At 45.0% G+C, this 19,852-nt stretch carries 15 protein-coding genes and 1 pseudogene; 9 read left to right on the forward strand and 7 right to left on the reverse strand.

From position 1 onward, the window contains the following. Positions 1-246: 246 nt before the first annotated feature. Both pflB and QTN95_RS07985 read left to right on the forward strand, forming a co-directional pair. Complete coding sequence (pflB, locus tag QTN95_RS07980; protein WP_331417072.1) at positions 247-2,523, forward strand: formate C-acetyltransferase; 2,277 nt, start codon at positions 247-249, stop codon at positions 2,521-2,523. A 179-nt stretch (positions 2,524-2,702) separates the two neighbouring features. Continuing rightward, a complete protein-coding gene (locus QTN95_RS07985) occupies positions 2,703-3,710 on the forward strand; it encodes a lipid A deacylase LpxR family protein (protein WP_331417073.1) in 1,008 nt (335 codons plus the stop codon). Positions 3,711-3,716: 6 nt separating this feature from the next. Here QTN95_RS07985 and QTN95_RS07990 read toward each other — a convergent pair whose 3' ends face one another. Then, a complete protein-coding gene (locus tag QTN95_RS07990) occupies positions 3,717-5,597 on the reverse strand; it encodes a methyl-accepting chemotaxis protein (protein ID WP_331417074.1) in 1,881 nt (626 codons plus the stop codon). 225 nt (positions 5,598-5,822) lie between these two features. Here QTN95_RS07990 and pflA point away from each other — a divergent pair, with 225 nt between their 5' ends. The 6 genes from pflA (at position 5,823) to QTN95_RS08020 (ending at position 13,124) form a co-directional block, all read left to right on the forward strand. Continuing rightward, on the forward strand, positions 5,823-6,563 hold the full coding sequence (pflA, locus tag QTN95_RS07995; protein WP_138973308.1) for a pyruvate formate lyase 1-activating protein: 741 nt from the start codon (positions 5,823-5,825) through the stop codon (positions 6,561-6,563). A gap of 67 nt (positions 6,564-6,630) precedes the next feature. Then, positions 6,631-7,299, forward strand: coding sequence for an energy-coupling factor ABC transporter permease (locus tag QTN95_RS08000; RefSeq protein WP_443088863.1), 669 nt, complete (start codon positions 6,631-6,633; stop codon positions 7,297-7,299). 122 nt (positions 7,300-7,421) lie between these two features. Then, the gene (locus QTN95_RS08005) at positions 7,422-7,922 is read left to right on the forward strand and encodes a YfbU family protein (protein ID WP_138973310.1); all 501 of its coding nucleotides are present in this window, start codon (positions 7,422-7,424) and stop codon (positions 7,920-7,922) included. 334 nt (positions 7,923-8,256) lie between these two features. Continuing rightward, positions 8,257-10,191: a PrkA family serine protein kinase gene (locus tag QTN95_RS08010; protein WP_331417076.1), complete on the forward strand. Its 1,935-nt coding sequence runs from the start codon at positions 8,257-8,259 to the stop codon at positions 10,189-10,191. 113 nt (positions 10,192-10,304) lie between these two features. After that, positions 10,305-11,576: a YeaH/YhbH family protein gene (locus QTN95_RS08015; protein ID WP_331417077.1), complete on the forward strand. Its 1,272-nt coding sequence runs from the start codon at positions 10,305-10,307 to the stop codon at positions 11,574-11,576. 9 nt (positions 11,577-11,585) lie between these two features. Then, the gene (locus tag QTN95_RS08020; RefSeq protein WP_331417078.1) at positions 11,586-13,124 is read left to right on the forward strand and encodes a SpoVR family protein; all 1,539 of its coding nucleotides are present in this window, start codon (positions 11,586-11,588) and stop codon (positions 13,122-13,124) included. Positions 13,125-13,155: 31 nt separating this feature from the next. On the opposite strand, the gene kdsB is transcribed toward QTN95_RS08020, so the two are convergent. Genes kdsB through QTN95_RS08045 form a run of 5 tightly spaced genes read right to left on the reverse strand, consistent with a single transcriptional unit; the run spans position 13,156 to position 19,103 of the window. Further along, the gene (kdsB, locus tag QTN95_RS08025; RefSeq protein ID WP_331417079.1) at positions 13,156-13,908 is read right to left on the reverse strand and encodes a 3-deoxy-manno-octulosonate cytidylyltransferase; all 753 of its coding nucleotides are present in this window, start codon (positions 13,906-13,908) and stop codon (positions 13,156-13,158) included. Beyond that, positions 13,908-14,087: a Trm112 family protein gene (locus QTN95_RS08030; protein ID WP_138973315.1), complete on the reverse strand. Its 180-nt coding sequence runs from the start codon at positions 14,085-14,087 to the stop codon at positions 13,908-13,910. Before QTN95_RS08030 ends, kdsB begins: the two co-directional genes overlap by 1 nt. Continuing rightward, positions 14,068-15,078, reverse strand: a complete 1,011-nt coding sequence (lpxK, locus tag QTN95_RS08035) for a tetraacyldisaccharide 4'-kinase (protein ID WP_331417080.1) — start codon at positions 15,076-15,078, stop codon at positions 14,068-14,070. The genes QTN95_RS08030 and lpxK overlap by 20 nt, the downstream gene beginning before the upstream one ends. 2 nt (positions 15,079-15,080) lie before the next feature. Next, positions 15,081-16,829, reverse strand: coding sequence for a lipid A ABC transporter ATP-binding protein/permease MsbA (gene msbA, locus QTN95_RS08040; RefSeq protein ID WP_331417081.1), 1,749 nt, complete (start codon positions 16,827-16,829; stop codon positions 15,081-15,083). Positions 16,830-16,862: 33 nt separating this feature from the next. Next, positions 16,863-19,103 carry a DNA internalization-related competence protein ComEC/Rec2 gene (locus tag QTN95_RS08045; protein WP_331417082.1) on the reverse strand — a complete coding sequence of 747 codons (2,241 nt, stop codon included), beginning with the start codon at positions 19,101-19,103 and terminating at the stop codon, positions 16,863-16,865. 8 nt (positions 19,104-19,111) lie between these two features. Between QTN95_RS08045 and QTN95_RS08050 the strand changes: the two genes are divergently transcribed. Next, on the forward strand, positions 19,112-19,642 hold the full coding sequence (locus QTN95_RS08050; RefSeq protein ID WP_138973319.1) for a DUF2062 domain-containing protein: 531 nt from the start codon (positions 19,112-19,114) through the stop codon (positions 19,640-19,642). A 123-nt stretch (positions 19,643-19,765) separates the two neighbouring features. Here the strand turns inward: QTN95_RS08050 and QTN95_RS08055 are convergent. Then, positions 19,766-19,852 (reverse strand): annotated as a pseudogene (locus QTN95_RS08055) (IS200/IS605 family transposase); the annotation flags it as partial.

Consider the following 19,852-nt stretch of genomic DNA (forward strand, 5'->3'; position numbering starts at 1 on the left):
CAAACGAGCATTTATTGATTTAGTTTAAGGTTTGCAAAATTTTTTTAGTTTATCCTTGAAACCAAGTTAATAAGACACCATGTAAAAAGTAGTGACAATATTTATAGTTTTATGCCCTTTCGGTAAGCAACTTTAAAGACTATACATATTGTTATTCATAAGAGTGTACCATCCCAGTTTTGGGACTCAAACTGGCTCAACGGTTTGATAGGTACGTGTTTTTTCTACTAAAAAGGTAGGTATGTCATGGCAGAGCAATTTGCTAAAGCTTGGGAAGGTTTTGCTGCAGGTGATTGGCAAAACGAAGTAAACGTTCGCGATTTTATTCAAAAGAACTACGCACCGTATGAAGGCGACGAATCTTTCCTAGTTTCTGAAGGTACTGAAGCAACAAACAAGCTTTGGGCTAAGGTAATGGAAGGTATCAAGATTGAGAACTCAACTCACGCACCTGTTGATTTCGATACTGACCTTATCTCTACCATCACTGCTCACGATGCAGGCTACATCGAGAAAGACCTAGAAACTATCGTTGGTCTTCAAACTGATGCCCCTCTTAAGCGTGCTATCATCCCTAACGGTGGTATCCGTATGGTTGAAGGTTCTTGCAAAGCGTACGACCGCGAGCTAGATCCAGCAATCTCTAAAATCTACACTGAGTACCGTAAAACACACAACGCTGGTGTATTTGATATCTACACTCCAGACATCCTAGCTTGTCGTAAGTCAGGTGTTCTAACTGGTCTGCCTGATGCTTACGGTCGTGGTCGTATCATCGGTGACTACCGTCGTGTTGCTCTATACGGTATCGACTACTTAATGAAGGACAAACTGGCTCAATTCAAGTCTCTACAAGAGCGTTTTGAGAACGGAGAAGATCTTCAAATGACAATGCAGCTTCGCGAAGAGATCGCTGAGCAGCACCGTGCACTTAGCCAAATGAAAGTTATGGCTGAGAAATACGGTTTCGACATTTCTCGTCCTGCTGAAACAGCTCAAGAAGCTATCCAGTGGACTTACTTCGGTTACCTAGCCGCAGTTAAATCACAAAACGGTGCTGCTATGTCTCTGGGTCGTACTTCTACGTTCCTAGACATCTACATCGAGCGTGACATCGCTGAAGGTAAGATCACTGAAGTAGAAGCTCAGGAAATGATCGACCACTTCGTAATGAAGCTACGTATGGTTCGTTTCCTACGTACTCCTGAGTACGATGACCTATTCTCTGGCGACCCAATCTGGGCTACTGAGTCTATGGGTGGTATGGGCCTTGACGGTCGTACACTAGTTACACGTACTAACTTCCGTTTCCTAAACTCTCTATACACTATGGGTCCTTCTCCAGAGCCAAACATCACTGTACTTTGGTCTGAGAAACTACCTGATGGCTTCAAGAAGTTCTGTGCGAAAGTTTCTATCGACACTTCTTCTATCCAGTACGAAAACGACGATCTAATGCGTCCAGATTTCGAATCTGATGACTACGCTATCGCATGTTGTGTATCACCAATGATCATTGGTAAACACATGCAGTTCTTCGGTGCTCGTGCAAACCTTGCTAAGACACTACTATACGTAATCAACGGTGGTGTGGATGAGAAGCTGAAGATCCAAGTTGGTCCAGCAATGCCTAAGATCACTGACGAAGTTCTAGACTTCGACGACGTATGGGGCAAACTTGACCACTTCATGGATTGGCTAGCTAAGCAGTACGTGACTGCACTGAACTCTATCCACTTCATGCACGACAAGTACAGCTACGAAGCTGCACTAATGGCTCTACATGACCGTGACGTTCGTCGTACTATGGCTTGTGGTATCGCTGGTCTATCTGTTGCAGCTGACTCACTATCTGCAATTAAGCACGCGAGAGTTAAACCTATCCGTGATGAAGATGGCGTAGCAATCGACTTCGAAATCGAAGGCGACTACCCTAAATTTGGTAACAACGATGCTCGCGTAGATGACATTGCTTGTGAACTAGTAGAAGTGTTCATGAACAAGATCCGTAAGCTTAAGACTTACCGTGATGCAATCCCAACTCAGTCTATCCTGACTATCACTTCAAACGTGGTATACGGTAAGAAGACGGGTAACACTCCAGATGGTCGTCGCGCAGGTGCTCCATTTGCTCCAGGTGCAAACCCAATGCACGGTCGTGATGAGAAAGGTGCGGTAGCATCTCTAACATCTGTAGGTAAACTACCATTTGCTCACGCAAAAGACGGTATCTCTTACACCTTCTCTATCGTGCCAAACGCACTAGGTAAAGAAGAAGCATCACAACGTGCTAACCTAGCAGGTCTAATGGATGGTTACTTCCACCATGAAGCAGGCATCGAAGGCGGTCAGCACCTAAACGTGAACGTACTTAACCGTGAAACTCTAGAAGACGCAGTTAAGCACCCTGAGAAATACCCTCAGTTGACAATCCGTGTATCTGGTTACGCTGTACGTTTCAACTCTCTAACTACAGAGCAACAACAAGACGTAATCGCACGTACATTTACTGAGTCTCTATAATTCTCAGCTAAATGATTGACGAAGCCCCGCTAAATTGCGGGGCTTTATTTTTTCTGTCAATTTATCACCGATAAATCAGCGATACGGTGCACAGTTCATCTCTCTTGTATGTTAATTGCTAACATTTGTATCGATTAATCTTGTATTATCAGACATCTAATTGAGTTAAGCACAGACACATGAAGTTAAACCGCATAATTTTACTGCCTCTGCTACTGGCTTCTGCAAGTAGTATCGCCTCTGACAGATCGACCCTTTCATTCTCTATCGACAACGATGGTATCTTCGGTGTCGACCAAGACTACACCAACGGTCTGTTTCTGAGCTACACAACAGGGGGCATTACGCCTTATCCTATCTTCAGCCCTTTGAGTCTCTCTTTCTGGGGCGGTGCTTCACTCGACAAGTTTGAATTCACCCTTGGTCATAAGATGTACACGCCTTCGGATATTGAAGCGACCGCGCCTATGGTCAATGACCGACCGTACGCAGGGTTTCTGCACACTGAGTTCAACTATATTAGTTTGCACCCTCAACAAGCTCAGCGTTTTAACCTCACACTCGGTACCACTGGCGAGAGCTCTCTGGCCGATCAAGCACAAGATATCGTTCACGGCATCACCGGCTCAGATCAACCAAGAGGTTGGGCATATCAGGTTGACGATAAATTCGTTGGTAGCGTCGGGTATCTGTCGCACTTCAACTTATGGCGTCAGCGAGCAATTGCCAATACAGACTTAGAAATTTCCAATGTCTCTGAAGTCAATGCAGGTAACTTCCGCAGTGATGTTTCCACGGGATTTATGTTCCGTTGGGGCTCAGATTTAGGCGGCAACATGGGGGCGGCAAACATTGACAACGAGAACCCGTTCCGTGCCGGTATGATTGGTGGTTCACAGGGTGGCTGGTTTGTCTTCACTGGTATCGAAGCACGCTACCGATTCAATGACATTACGATTGAAGGCGAGCGTTCAGGTGTGACTGAATATGCGGTTAAAAACGGTCAGAATCCGAGTATCTACGACGTTACACTGGAAAACAATCAAGCAACAGCAGTCGCAGGCTTCGCTTGGTATAACCAAAGTTTCGGCGCGAGCTTAACTGCAACCGCGAAAACTCCCGATTACAAAGAGGCACCGGAATCGATATACGGAACCGGCGCCCTTTCACTCTACGCGTTCTTCTAAACGCGATTAGATCGTAAACTTGAGGCAGTCTTGATTGAGGCTGCCTGATCGCTCTTCAACAACCCCACTGACTTTTCTTAGCTGATCGTTATTTTGTTCAAGCTCTTTCATCGCCGTTGAGATTTGCGTCATGTTATCCGCCATCGACTGACTGGTTGTGGCCAACTCTCTAATTGAAGCAAAAATAACTTCCGTTTGATGCGACGCCTCGTTGGTTTTGTCAGTGATCATTTTCAGCGCGTTCATGGCTTCCTGACCTCGCTCACGACCAGCGATCATTGAGGATTCAGACTGACCTATGTATTGAATCACTTCCGCACTCTCTTTCTTCATCGTGTCAATGGTGCCTGAAATTTCAGAGACCGCATCAACCGTTCGTACAGCCAGACTACGCACTTCATCCGCAACAACGGCAAACCCTCGCCCTTGTTCCCCTGCCCTCGCAGCCTCAATCGCCGCATTAAGCGCCAGTAGATTGGTTTGTTCGGCAATGCCATTGATGATATCCATCACTGAGTCAACTTTTGCTGACGCCTCTTCCAACTGCTGAATGTGTCCGGCAGCCGCCGTCATTATGGCACCTACTTCTTCAATCGAACCTATCGCAGCACTGATAACCTTAGCGCCTTCTTCCGCTGCATCGGTTGAAGATCGGCTAATATCCGCAACAAACTCAAGTGAGTTGGAGACTTCTTGAGTGGTCACGCTCACCTCTTCTGTCGCCGAAGCCAGCAATTGAGTCTGACCGAGCACCTCAGACTGGTGATGCGCAAGAAGGTCTAATCCTTGATTGAGTTCAGCCGCGTTGCCCGATAGCGCCAAACTGCTGCTTTGAACGCCTGAAACCAGTTCACCCAAATTTGTACAGCTCTGGTTGATGCTTGATGCTAACTGATTAAATTCATCGTTCGGGTTTTTGGAAAGAATCATTCGCTGGGAAAAGTCGCCCTTAGAAACGCTATTGAGTATCTCTTTGGTACGATTCAAGGAGCGTGACATGGATGCACTCTGCATAGCAAAAATTGCAATGGTAAAGATCGCTAACACAACACACGCAACCAAAATAGACCACAAGGTTTGTGTCGACGTCGTTTCTGCTACGTTTTGATAACGAGATCCAATCCCGCCCAGCTCATTGGTAATCTCACCAATCAAACGCGTCATCTTAACTTTTGCAGCATCAAGCTGCTTCTCAACCGAGCCAAGTTGTTGAGATAACTCACTCACTCTCACAAAAGCCTGTTTGTACTGCTCAATTTCTTTTTCATAAAGCTCAAGCATCGCGTAAACATTGGACATGCTTTCGAAGCTCGCCATCGCTCGATTGAACAATTTCAAATTATCTTCAGAGGGTTGCAATAAGTAGTTTTGTTGCGCTTTTACCATCGCCTGAAAATCAGAATTAAGCGTCACCATACCGGTTTCTGCGATTTTTTGTTCGATGATGGTCGCAGTCTGCTTCATCTGCCCCAGCTTGCCTTCGTCGATATTGAATCCCAACTCTTGCTTCAATGTTAACCAAGGCGTAACGGCACTTTTAAAGTCCATGACACTTTGGGTTAATTGTTCACCTTGTGATACCAGCCCAACTTGTTTGAGGAACTTGGCGTTATCGCTGATTGCCATAACGATATCTTCAATACGGGTCTTGGTCGTTGCAACCTTGTCACCCGTCATGCTATCCAGTGTTCCACCAAGCGTAAGAATACGACTTTGGGTCTGATAAATGGCCAGAGACCCCGAACCAATATCTGCACTGCTTTGATATTGACTCTTCATTTTTGACAATCTTTCTGAAGTAAAAAAGGCTAGAAAAGCGAATCCGATCGTTAAAACAATCAAAAACAGTGTGACTTTCTGTTTTTGAGAGAGCGCAAGCATATCCATATAAAATCCCTTAACATCAAACAGATGTAAAATACTTTGCCTGACTGTTGTTATTAGTTGTTATTGACTCAATTGTTACCAATAACATTTTTATAACATAAATCTTAGCAAAGAAACGGTTTTTTTCTTATTTCAGCTTTTCTTGTTAGCTAGGTTCGGAAAACCTATTTTATCCCTACCATTTGTAATAAAATAACGGCCAAATTACTAATACGAGATGAGCTCATGTCAACAATCGGTCGTATTCATTCTTTTGAATCTTGCGGAACAGTAGATGGACCAGGAATTCGTTTTATCGTCTTTCTGCAAGGTTGCTTAATGCGTTGTATGTACTGTCACAACCGAGACACTTGGGATACTCACGACGGTAAAGAAGTGACCGTTGAGGAGATCATCAACGAGGCGAAGTCATACCGACACTTTATGAATGCTTCCGGCGGTGGTGTGACCTGTTCAGGTGGCGAAGCCATGCTACAACCTGAATTCGTGCGAGATTTCTTCCGTGCTGCCAAAGCAGAAGGTATCCACACTTGTCTCGATACCAATGGTTATATCCGCAAACATACTGAAGTTATTGATGAAGTGTTGGATGCGACTGACTTGGTTATGCTTGACCTTAAGCATATGAAAGATGAAATCCATCATGACTTCATCGGCGTATCTAACAAACGTACATTAGATTTTGCTCGCTACCTGCATAAAATTGGACAGAAAACGTGGATTCGCTATGTAGTAGTTCCTGGTTATACCGATGATGAAGAAGCCGCACATATGCTGGGCGATTTCATTAAAGATATGGACAACATCGAAAAGGTTGAGTTACTGCCATATCACAAGCTTGGCGCTCATAAATGGGAAGCCCTTGGTATTGAATACCCGTTGGAAGGAACTAACCCTCCTTCAAAAGAGACGATGGACAAGATAGTATCAATCCTTGAGCAGTATCACTCAAACGTTAAATACTGATACCACTCGTTAAGAAATTCGTAAAAAATACCAACCTTACACAAGGTTGGTATTTTTTGAGGTTTCCGTGGCGCTGAATCAACTGTTTGCTCTTTCGCTAGTACTGTTTTCCTGCTTTTTTGTCTGGAGAGATATCATGCAAGTATTAGTGCCGAAGCTAACTAGCGAACGAACCTTTCAGCACGTCACTTTCGGCGTTGTGTTTGCTTTTTACCTTCTTTGGTCTGCCGACGCAGGAATAAAAGAAGGTCTCTCTATTCATTTTCTCGGATTGACCGTTCTGACTCTAATGTATGGCTGGCGCAGTGCCTACGCTATCTCGATGGTCGTTTGTGCATTAATGGCGCTGTTTGGCGAACTATCCTTTTACCAGCTACCACAGTTCATACTGTTGTCTTGTTTACTTCCAATTCTCATTAGCTATCTATTATTTCTGGCTAGTTACCGTTTCCTCCCGCGTAACATTTTTGTGTTTATCTTTATCGCTGGCTTTCTCAATGGATGCGTGACTGGCACAGCCCATCTACTCATCAATGCCTATTATCTGCTTGCAGTAACTGACTATGATTGGGTCACGATTTACGATAACTACCTCGTGTTTACCCCTCTGCTCGCTTTTCCTGAAGGTCTACTTAATGGGATGACTCTGGCGATGTTGACGGTTTTCAAACCAGAACTATTGCGCGTCTTCTCGGATAGAGACTATATCTATAATCACTATCACCAAGACAAGTAAAAAATCTTACTCAATCTTTGTACTTTTGATATTAAATATGTGTTGAGATCATGTTTCAGTTAATCCGGAACAGATAACCTAAGCACATTAAAAATGTATTAGATTATTTTAGTGAGGCCACCATGGAAATGACCAACGCTCAACGTTTGATCCTATCGAATCAGTACTATTTGATGTCACAAATGGATCCTGAAAACGCAGCTAAATATCAACGTTTGCAAACGATAGTGGAACGTGGATACGAGCTACAAATGCGCGAACTCAATAAGGACTTTGGCTGTTTGGTTGACGCAGAGTGTCGAGAAATTATCGACATCATGGAAATGTACCATGCGATGCAAGAATCAAACAAAATGCTCTCGGAAGATGAGCAAAAGCTTGTTGACCAACGTCGTCTAACTTTCTTAGGTTTTGATGCAGCATCAGAAGCACAGTTGGTTAACTACGTTCGCTTCCTAGTTGATTCTGAAGGGCTATACCCTCAGTTCAGCAAGGGAGAACATCATTTTAACGCGCAAATGCCTATGCTGGACAAATACCGTCGAATGCTAAACACCTGGCGCAACTGCCCTCGTCAGTACCATTTGTGTGCAAATGAACTAAAGCAAATCTTTAACGCTTGATTTAAAAAGGGCCGTTGCTAAGCAACGGCCCTTTCTACATTTGATTGAGATCCCCCTAAGAACACGTAGGCAACCCCAATATTCGCAGAGGTAGTGACTCCGCTCTCTATCAATGGACTACCCTCTATGCCCCCCTCTATATTGGTGTAACAAAAGCTTTTTAACCACGATGGTTTTTGCATAGTAATCAAACTTTATATTGATAAAACATATTGGAATTAAACACATATTTTTTAAGCAAAATTCTAAAGACCAACTAGGATTAATAAAGAAAGGATTTGCTTTTCTATGCGGGTTTATTGTCAGGTTTGACAGGTTCAGAGGGGAATTCACCATGAGTATTTTCGACCATTTCCAAGCACGCTACGAAGCCTCCAAGGATGAGGAACTATCGCTACAAGACTTTCTAAGCCTTTGCAAAGACGATAAAAGTGCTTACGCCAATGCAGCAGAACGATTATTGATGGCCATCGGTGAGCCACAAGTCATTGATACTGCGCAGAATCCTCAACTCAGTCGTATTTTCTCGAATAGGGTCATTTCACGTTACGAGACCTTTAAAGATTTCTACGGTATGGAAGATGCCATTGAGCAAATAGTTTCCTACCTAAAACACGCCGCTCAAGGCTTGGAAGAACGTAAACAGATTTTGTACTTACTCGGTCCTGTAGGTGGTGGTAAATCATCACTGGCCGAAAAACTAAAATCATTAATGCAGCATATGCCGATTTACGTACTTTCCGCTAACGGTGTGCGCAGCCCTGTCAATGACCATCCGTTCTGTTTATTCGATGTCACCGAGGATGGCGAATTACTTAAACAAGAGTATGGCATTGAGAAGCGTTATGTCCGCTCGATTATGTCACCTTGGGCAGCGAAGCGTTTACACGAATTTGGCGGCGACATTTCTAAGTTCAAAGTGGTTAAAGTGAGACCGTCGATTTTAGATCAGCGCGCCATCGCGAAAACCGAACCTGGCGACGAAAACAACCAAGATATTTCATCTTTGGTGGGTAAAGTCGATATCCGCCAGTTAGAGCACTTCTCTCAAGATGACCCTGATGCTTATAGCTACTCTGGTGCACTGTGTCGTGCTAACCAAGGCCTGATGGAATTTGTCGAGATGTTCAAAGCACCAATCAAGGTGCTACACCCTCTTTTAACCGCGACTCAAGAAGGAAACTACAACGGTACCGAGGGGCTTTCCGCATTACCATTTGACGGCATGATACTCGCTCACTCAAACGAATCCGAGTGGCAAACATTCCGTAATAACAAAAACAATGAAGCATTCCTTGACCGTGTTTACATCGTTAAAGTGCCTTACTGTCTACGTGTATCGGAAGAGGTCAAGATTTACCAAAAACTACTCGACCACTCGGAACTGTCAAAAGCACCATGTTCACCAAGTACCTTAGAGTTACTTTCTCAGTTCAGTATTCTTTCTCGTCTAAAAGAGCCTGAAAACTCGTCCATCTTCTCTAAGATGCGCGTTTATGATGGTGAAACTCTTAAAGATACCGATCCAAAAGCGAAAAGTTACCAAGAATACCGCGATTTCGCAGGTGTCGATGAAGGCATGTCAGGTCTTTCAACCCGTTTCGCCTTTAAAATTCTATCGCGCGTCTTTAACTTCGATCAGACCGAAGTGGCGGCAAACCCCGTTCACCTCTTCTATGTAATCGAGCAACAGATCGAGCGTGAACAGTTCCCTCAAGAGACGGCAGAGCGATACCTCGAGTTCTTAAAAGGTTATCTAGTGCCACGTTACGTCGAGTTTATCGGTAAAGAGATTCAGACCGCTTACTTAGAGTCTTACTCTGAATACGGACAAAACATCTTCGATCGATATGTCACTTACGCCGATTTCTGGATTCAAGACCAAGAGTATCGCGATCCAGAGACAGGGCAATTGTTTGATCGATCAGCATTGAACAATGAGCTAGAAAAAATCGAGAAAACAGCCGGCATTAGTAATCCAAAAGATTTCCGAAATGAAATCGTTAACTTCGTGCTTCGTGCACGAGCAAACAATAACGGGACCAATCCAGTTTGGACAAGTTACGAAAAACTTCGCACTGTGATTGAGAAAAAAATGTTCTCCAATACCGAGGAACTGTTACCAGTTATCTCCTTTAACACTAAAACCTCTTCTGATGATCAGAAGAAACACGATGATTTTGTCGCCCGTATGATGGAAAAGGGCTACACAGAGAAGCAAGTTCGCTTGCTATCTGAATGGTATCTACGCGTACGTAAATCATCATAGCAGCAGTGTTTTAGCCCGTACTTCACCTGCCAGTCTATTTTATTCTGGCAGGTGTTAGGTGCAAGATTGATCCAGCCCTCGTTGCAGGGCTTGTATGAGATAAGGGGTGACTCATGGCGCAATTTATTGACCGACGACTGAACGGCAAAAATAAAAGTGCTGTAAACCGCCAGCGCTTTTTGCGCCGCCATAAAGATCAGATTAAAGAGTCTGTGGCGGATGCAGTAAATCGCCGTTCAATCACCAACACCGAAACTGGTGAAGATGTCGCTATTCCGCACAAGGACATCAAAGAGCCTGTATTTCATCAAGGCAAAGGCGGCCTAAAAGAACGCGTGCATCCGGGTAATGACCAATTTATCACCGGGGACAAAATTGAACGCCCTAAAGGGGGTGGACAAGGGGGCGGTTCCGGAGAGGGTGATGCCAGCGCGGACGGCGAAGGCCAAGATGATTTTGTTTTCCAGATTTCTAAAGATGAATACTTAGACATCCTATTTGAAGATCTTGAACTGCCAAACTTAGAAAAAAATCAGATTAATAAAATCACAGAATGGAAAACCCACCGTGCTGGTTATCAAACGGCTGGGGTTCCCGCCAATATCGCGGTGGTCAAATCTCTACAGCAATCTCTCGCGCGACGTACCGCCATGACAGCAGGCAAAAAAAGGATGCTACGTGAGTTAGAGGAAGAGCTCGACCGCGTAAAAATGTCTGAGCCAGCTCAGATGCTCGAAGAACAGCGTATACAGAACGAAATCAAAGATCTGCGTCGTCGAATTGAAACTGTGCCCTTCATCGATACCTTCGACTTACGCTTTAAAAACTACGAACGCCGCCCTATTCCTTCAAGTCAGGCTGTGATGTTCTGCCTGATGGACGTGTCCGGCTCAATGGACCAAGCGACGAAAGACATCGCGAAACGTTTTTATGTCTTGCTCTATCTCTTTCTAACGCGCACATATGAGAACGTCGATGTGGTGTTTATACGCCATCATACTCAGGCTAAAGAGGTCGACGAACATGAGTTTTTCTATTCCCAAGAAACCGGGGGAACCATTGTTTCAAGTGCATTAAAACTGATGAATGAAATTGTCGCTGAACGTTACCCTGTTGGTGAATGGAATATCTATGCTGCGCAGGCTTCAGACGGTGATAACTGGGCCGATGACTCACCGCGTTGTCGCGAACTACTGACCAAACATTTGCTGCCACACTGCCAGTATTATTCTTATATCGAAATTACTCGTCGTTCACATCAAACCTTGTGGCATGAGTACGAAAAACTCGAAGGGAGCTTCCCTAACTTTGCGATGAAAAATATTCGCAGCGTAGAGGACATTTTCCCAGTGTTTAGAGAGCTTTTCAGAAAAGAGACTGCTTAGGGAGGCCGTATGACAACAAAAACTAAAAAGCCAACGAAAAGCAAAGCATTGCCGGACGGTCCAGACTGGACGTTCGATTTGCTTGAGCAATACCATGTTGAAATTAAGCGAGTGGCTGACCACTACAAGCTTGACGCCTACCCTAACCAGATCGAAGTGATCACTTCAGAACAGATGATGGATGCCTACTCAAGCATTGGTATGCCCATCAACTATAATCACTGGTCATTTGGTAAGAAATTTATTCAAACCGAGCAAGGCTATAAACATGGCCAAATGGGCCTTGCTTACGAAATCGTCATTAATTCAAACCCCTGTATTGCCTATTTGATGGAAGAAAATACCGTCACTATGCAGGCTTTGGTCATGGCACACGCCTGCTATGGTCACAACTCGTTTTTCAAAGGCAATTACTTATTCCAGACTTGGACGGACGCAAGTTCTATCATCGATTATCTGTTGTTCGCTAAGAACTACATCGCTGAGTGTGAGCAAAAATATGGAGTTAAGGAAGTCGAAGCGCTATTGGATTCCTGTCATGCGCTGATGAACTTCGGTGTTGACCGCTACAAGCGCCCTGAGAAAATTTCCATCGCGGAAGAGAAGTCTCGCCAAGAAGAGCGCGAAGCCTACCTACAATCCCAAGTCAACGACTTGTGGCGTACCGTTCCTAAATCAAAGGTAGAACCTGACAACGAAAAGGCGCGTTTCCCCTCTGAACCTCAGGAAAACATCCTGTACTTCATAGAGAAACACGCGCCACTCCTTGAGCCGTGGCAACGTGAAATCGTGCGCATTGTGCGTAAGATCAGTCAGTACTTCTACCCACAGAAACAAACCCAAGTGATGAATGAAGGGTGGGCAACATTTTGGCACTATACGATCCTCAATCATCTCTATGACGAAGGATTAGTCACCGACCGTTTTATTCTTGAGTTCTTGCATAGTCATACTGGTGTCGTCGCACAACCGCCATACAATAGCCCCTATTTCAGTGGTATTAACCCCTACGCACTCGGATTCGCTATGTTCCGCGACATCCGTAGAATTTGCGAAGAGCCGACCGATGAAGATCGCGAGTGGTTCCCAGATCTTGCCGGAACAGATTGGTTAGAAGCGGTTCACTTTGCGATGAAAAACTTTAAAGATGAAAGCTTTATTAGTCAGTATCTTTCACCAAAGTTGATGCGCGACTTTAAGCTTTTTGCCATCGTCGATGATGACCGAAAAAATTATATCGAGGTGAGCGCCATTCATAATGACAGTGGTTATCAAGCGATAAGAGAAAAGCTCGCCTCTCAGTACAATCTGTCTAACCTGGAACCCAATATTCAGGTATTTAACGTAGATGTTCGTGGTGATCGTTCACTCACTCTACAATACGTTCCACACGATCGTATCCCTTTAGATGACAGCTATGAGGAAGTGTTAAAACACTTGTACCGTTTGTGGGGATTTGACGTCAAACTGGAGGAACTAAAAGACAGTGGTCGCAGAGAGATACTAGGAGCTTGTCCAAAACGAAATGATTATGACGCGAAAATATAGATGTTAAAAAAGGCCCCTCGGGCCTTTTCTTTTATCGGTTAGCGATGATTTTTCTCACCACTTCAAGATCTTCTGGTGTATCTACACCCGCAGATGGCGCGTCTTTAGCAACTTCCACATGGATTTTTTCACCGTACCAAAGCACTCGTAGCTGCTCTAAACACTCAATTTTCTCAAGCACGGTAGGTTGCCAATTGATGTAAGTATTGATAAATCCAGCACGGTAAGCATAGATACCAATATGACGCATTAAAGGTTGCGCGATACTCTTTGAGTCATTAGCAAAATTGTCACGATCCCATGGAATCGTTGCACGGCTAAAGTACATCGCATACCCGTCTTTATCCGTCACCACTTTTACCGCGTTTGGATTGAACACTTCCGACTCATGGTCGATTTCTACCGCTAGCGTCGCCATTGGCGCTGCACTACTGGCTAAGTTGCGTGCAACTTGAGCGATAATACTTGGTGGGATTAATGGCTCATCACCCTGAACATTGACAATAATGTGATCGTCAGGAATTGCCATTTTTTCAACGACTTCAGCAAGACGCTCTGTACCCGATTCATGGTCTGGCGAAGTCATGCATACTTCACCACCAAACGCTTTAACAACGTGCTCAACGCGGCTATCGTCTGTCGCGACAATCACCTTATCTGCACCAGCTTGGATCGCTTGCTCATACACCCATTGAATCATCGGCTTACCGCCAATGTCTGCCAGAGGTTTACCTGGCAGGCGCGTCGATTGATAACGTGCTGGGATAACAACCGTAAATGACATTATCTGCCCTCGTCCATTGAGATATTGCGTGCTTCTGGTTCAAGAAGCACAGGGATTCCCTCTTTGATCGGATAGGCTAAACGATCCAGTTTACACACTAACTCTTGCTTTTCCTTATCGAACGCAAGCTTACCTTTACATACCGGACAGGCAACAATCTCAAGCAGACGGTGATCCATATTTTTCCTTAACCTCTTTAATCATATTTAAAATACGCGCTTCATCACTTGGACTAAACACTGCGCTAACGGGTAGATACCACCAATTATCTTTCGCGTAGCTCGCGCATTTTACTGCATCTTTCTCCGTCATAATCAGATGTTTGCCTTTATTGGCAAGTTGCTCTAATTCTGACGGTTCAAAATCTTTATGGTCAGCAAAACCCTGTTGGTAGGTAGGCTTTGCTCCTAAACTTTCTAACGTCTTAAAAAACCTTGGTGGATGACCGATTCCTGCCATTGCGACTAACTGCTCTCGAATAGAAGAAATATTCGCTCGTTGACCCGTTTTTAAGTTTATCACTTGGTCTGGTTTAAGCGTCATGGCCGCTTCGCCTTGTAACGCTTTACCACCATTCGTGATGATGAGGTCGACTTCAGCCAAACGTGCGACGGATTCTCTTAATGGCCCCAAAGGCAGTAGTGACTCATTGCCAAATCGCCTAACGCCATCCACTACCACGATTTCAATGTCTCTCTCAAGAGCGTAATGCTGCAAACCATCATCAGTAATGATGATATCGACACCCATAGGAAGCAAGGCGTTTACCGCTTCACTGCGTTTGGGGGAGACGGCAACCGGCGCTCCGGTTCGCTTAGAAATCAACTTCGGCTCATCACCACAATGTTGAGTTGGGGTATCATCGCCAACAACCAATGGGTATGAGGGCGCTTTTGCACCATAGCCACGAGAAACCACACCTGGTTTATAACCTAACGCTTGTAGTTGTTCCACCAACCAAATCACGACCGGAGTTTTACCATTTCCCCCTGCCGTAATGTTGCCAACCACGACCACAGGCACAGGAGCTCGGTAGCTTGGTTTAACATTAGACTGATATTTGATGCGACGGGAACGGCTAATAACCCCAAACAACTGGCTTAATGGCCACAAAAGTGGCCATAGGAGATATTTGACGGGGTGGTTTTCGAACCAGATTTTCTCAATCAAGATTACCCACCAAACTGAATACGATGCAGTTGCGCGTAAGCACCGTTTTTCTCGATTAAGTCTTGATGACTACCACGTTCAACAATCTCACCTTCATCAACAACGAGAATTTCATCTGCGCTTTCGATCGTAGACAGTCGGTGGGCGATAACCAATACCGTTTTATCTTTTTGCAGTTCATCAAGCGCAGACTGGATAGCCTTCTCAGACTCGGTATCCAACGCTGACGTTGCCTCATCTAGAATCAGTACTGGCGCATCACGTAACAATGCTCGGGCGATCGCGATACGCTGACGTTGACCACCCGATAGGCTGGCACCATTTTCACCAATAACCGTATCTAAGCCATCATCCATTTTGTCAATAAAGTCCATCGCATAAGCCAATTTGGCTGCGTGCTCTATCTGTTCACGGCTGTATTTCTCTGTTGCCGCATAGGCGATGTTATTGGCAATAGTGTCGTTAAACAGGTGTACGTTTTGCGAAACTAACGCGAAGTGTGAACGCAGATTACTAAGTTGATAATCACGAATATCATGCTCATCGAGGCAGATGCTACCAGAGTCAACATCGTAGAAACGGGTAAACAGGCTTGCGATAGTACTCTTGCCTGAACCTGAACGACCGACCAAGGCGACCGTTTTTCCTCGAGGAATTTTAAAGCTGACATCGACTAACGCAGGTTTTTCTTTGCCTTCGTAAGTAAAGGTGACTTCCTTCACTTCAATATCACCGCGGGCACGCTCAACCTGATATTTGCCATTATCTTGCTCGGTTTCAAGATCCATTAATGCAAATAAGGTCTGGCTGGCTGCCATACCACGTTGAAATTCAGACGTTACGTTTGTCAGTGCTTTGAGAGGACGCATCAGACCAAACATAGCAGAAAAGACTACGGTAAATGTGCCTGGAGTCAGGTCAGAGCGAATAGAATCGACACTTGCAAGAAACAGGACAACAACAAGTGCAATTGAAGCGATAAGCTGTATCACTGGGTTCGCGATGGCTTGAGCCGCGACTAACTTCATCGACTGCTGGCGCATCTGATTACTTACAGCATCAAAGCGTTCGCTTTCGATTTTCTGACCACCATAGCTCAATACGACTTTGTGACCTTTGAGCATCTGTTCAGCTGACGAAGTGACATGTCCCATTGCATCCTGCATATTCTTTGAGATCTTACGGAAACGCTTCGAAACGACACCAATACCCCAAGCCACCAGCGGAGCAACAACAAATAGCACCAGTGACAACTGCCAACTGTTCCAGAACATCAGTACCAAGAGACCAATAATACTCGCACCTTCACGAACAATACTGACCAATGCACGGCTAGTTGCACCGGCTACTTGTTCAGAGTCGTAGGTAATTCGAGAAAGAAGACCACCAGCCGACTCTTTATCAAAGTAGGTCACGGGCATGTGCATAAACTGATTGAAGATCGCACGTCTCATCTCCATCACCACATTGCCAGAAACCCAGCTCAGACAGTAGGTCGAGACAAAGCCACTTAGACCGCGTATCACCATCATGCCAAAAATGATCAGTGGCAATATGCGTAAGAAATTAGATTCTGCGTTACCAAAACCTTCATCTAGAAGGGGTTTAAGCAGAGAGACCATGTAAGTATCAGCAACCGCATTAATGACCAATGCGACAACGGCAACCGCTAGACCTGCCTTGTATAGGCGAATATAAGTCCACAAGCGTTTAAAGGTTTGCCAAGTAGTTTCGTCTTGATTCAGAGACATAGAAATGCTTATTTTTCTTTTACAATATTGCGGTTATTCTACTCCCTTACGCAGCATCTGCCTATACCAAGTCCCCCCTTTCAACCACCTAAGTGCGCTTGTCTGGGTGTAATTTGGATAAAATTCGACCGTAATTTGACCATCATTGGCGGTATCTAGCCATGTTGCGCCTGCATTTTCATATCGGTGGACAACTTGCTGACTAGGCAAATTCCACCGTCCCTTTTTACCGACAGAGGCAATCGCAATGTCTGCTGACACCGCATTGATAAACGGCAAAGTCGAAGAGGTAATGCTGCCATGATGAGGGACAACAATAATATCCGCGTTAAGATTGTCGACCTGACGTAGCAACAACCATTCGGTTACCGAAACAATATCCCCCGTAAGCAGCACACTTTGCCCTTGTATTGTATGCGTCAGCCTCACTACACAAGAGTGAGCATTAAAGGCACGCTCGACACTCTTTGGCGGCCACAGTGCTTCAATTTCGATCTCTTGCCATTGCCACTTGTTCCCAGCGATGCATTCTTGTCCAGCAGCAAGACGTTGACTACTGATGAGGTTTTCCGGTTGCCAAGAACCTTGTATTTCCATCCAACCACCGGCATGGTCATTATCGAAATGGCTGAGAATCAAAAAATCGACGTTCTCAATACCACTATACCTGATATGAGGAGAGACAATTTGCTCGGCAAAACTTGAGTTGTTCCAGGCCGCTCCCGTATCGTAAACAAGCACACTCTGCCCTTGTTGCACCACAATAGCTAGCCCGTGGCCAACATCCAAAGCGGTCAACTTCCATGTTGGCGCTGGCGACCAATCGGTGACACCCAAGGTAATAACACCGAATACTAGCAGACGGTTTCGCCGCCTTACTAGAATGATCACAGGCGCTACCACCACCGTCACCATTATCCACTTTAGCTGTGTATTTGATAGGTCCAGCCATCCCCAATGAGCGTTAGCAATCATCCAACTCACCGGGAAAAGGCTGCCATCGACTGCCCACCATAGCCATGACGTGCTATCTGCCAACAACGAGCCAAGCAAAGCGAGAAAGGCTAAAGGCATCACGACAAAACTAAACCAAGGCACAAACAACAGGTTATAAATCACCGAGCCAATACTGAGTCCCTGATATAGGTAAACCACTAATGGTGCCATAGCAATGACAAGCAGCAACTGGAGTCTCAATAAACCCTCGAGCCAGCTTAGCTTCTCCCTTATCAGAGAACGATTTAGCATGATAATGGCGACAGCATACATAGACATCCACAAGCTACGACTTAACACTGAGAATGGTTCCATCGCGACCAGAAAAGCGAATACAAGAAGCCAACGATAACTGCTGGGCAAACTACCCGCTCGATAGTGCGTCACACTCACTAAACAGCACATCAACCAAGCACGTTGAGTGGGAATAGAGAAACCCGCTAACCACGCGTAGCACCATGCAAGCAGCAACCCCAAAAAAACCGGGGTCCAGCGTAACGCAGCGCTCACTCGCATCGCTACCAGCCCAAGTGACCAACCAAAAGTAAATACAATCGCGATATGAAGGCCAGAGATTGAAATCAGGTGACTTAAACCACTTTGTTTAAGTTGCTGCCAGGTTTGAGCAGAAATCTCATCACGTACACCAAAGATCACGGCTAAGATCATGCCTCTAAATTCGCGGCTAGCTAGATGGCGGCTGACTTTATCTAGCAGCCGAGTTCTTAGTGATTCACGGGTGATGGCATAGTAGCTGCGCTTACTGTTTATCGACAGTGACGCCACTATCGATTGCTCAAGCGCGTATTTCTCAGCATCAAACCCAACTGAGTTCATCAATCCATAAATTGCACTCACTTTTACACTGGCTGAAATCACATCTCTCGGTTTTAGCTTGATCGGCCCCTTTAACCTCACTTTCGGGCACGCTAAACTGGTCAAAGCTTGGCCATTGATTGATCTAACTATAACTATGCCTTGAAAGCCGTAGTTTATTGGTTTAAAAAGGCTATCAACATCAGCAATTATGGTAATATCCTGACCTGCTTGAAAAAGCATCTCTGTTTGATATCGCAGTAAGTTGCCGTGCAATAGGATGACGACACACGCTAAGGCTATTCCTGAACAATATCTGGCTTTTCTATACTTGAAGGAAGCAAGCAACACAGCCAGAGGAAGCAGCATATAATGCCAACTGGGCATGCTGAACCAGTAAGGGCTAGTCGTGATTAACAAAGAGAACGAAATTAGCGTCCAATAATTTAAGTAGAGAGTCATATTCCCCTATGCCAAGAAAATTTATTAAACGCTTTATGCCTGACCACGAAGTAATTAAGCGTCAAAAGGCACTAAAGATTTTTGGCAACGTGCTTTACAACCCTAACCTATGGTGTCTTAACCGTCGTTCAGCCGCCGGTGCCTTTGCAGTAGGGTTATTTATGGCGTTTGTTCCTCTGCCAAGTCAGATGATCATGTCAGCAGGTCTCGCGATCATGTGTGGCGTGAACTTACCCCTCTCTGTTGCACTCGTTTGGGTCAGTAACCCTGTAACCATGCCCGTTTTGTTCTACTTCGCGTATAAGATTGGCGCGTGGGTAATGCACGTCCCACCTCAAGACTTTCATTTTGAGCTTTCTTGGGAGTTTATTCTCCACCAGATGACCACTATTGGCCCTCCATTCCTACTAGGCTGCATGATCTGTGGCATAGCCTCAGCAATGGCCGGCTACTTTGGCATCAAAGCCCTTTGGCGTTATTCGGTTGTACGCAGCTGGCAAAAACGAAAAATCAGAATAAGTGGCTTGTTGAAGAAGTAAACTTGCGATGTGCAATTGCGCAGGACAGATTTGCCAGACATGTAATTGAGATGTCGAATGGAGTAAATTACCACCTTCTAAAGAAGGTGGCTTTGTGTGAGCCCCCTAAAAGGGGGCCTTTGTTTAGTCCAGCGCTAATTGTTGCTGTTCCACGCGCTCTTTCTTCTCCTGATGTCTTACATAACGTCGAATGATTTCTTCATTAATTCC

It is taken from the genome of Vibrio sp. M260112, assembly GCF_036533775.1.
Taxonomy (GTDB): domain Bacteria; phylum Pseudomonadota; class Gammaproteobacteria; order Enterobacterales; family Vibrionaceae; genus Vibrio.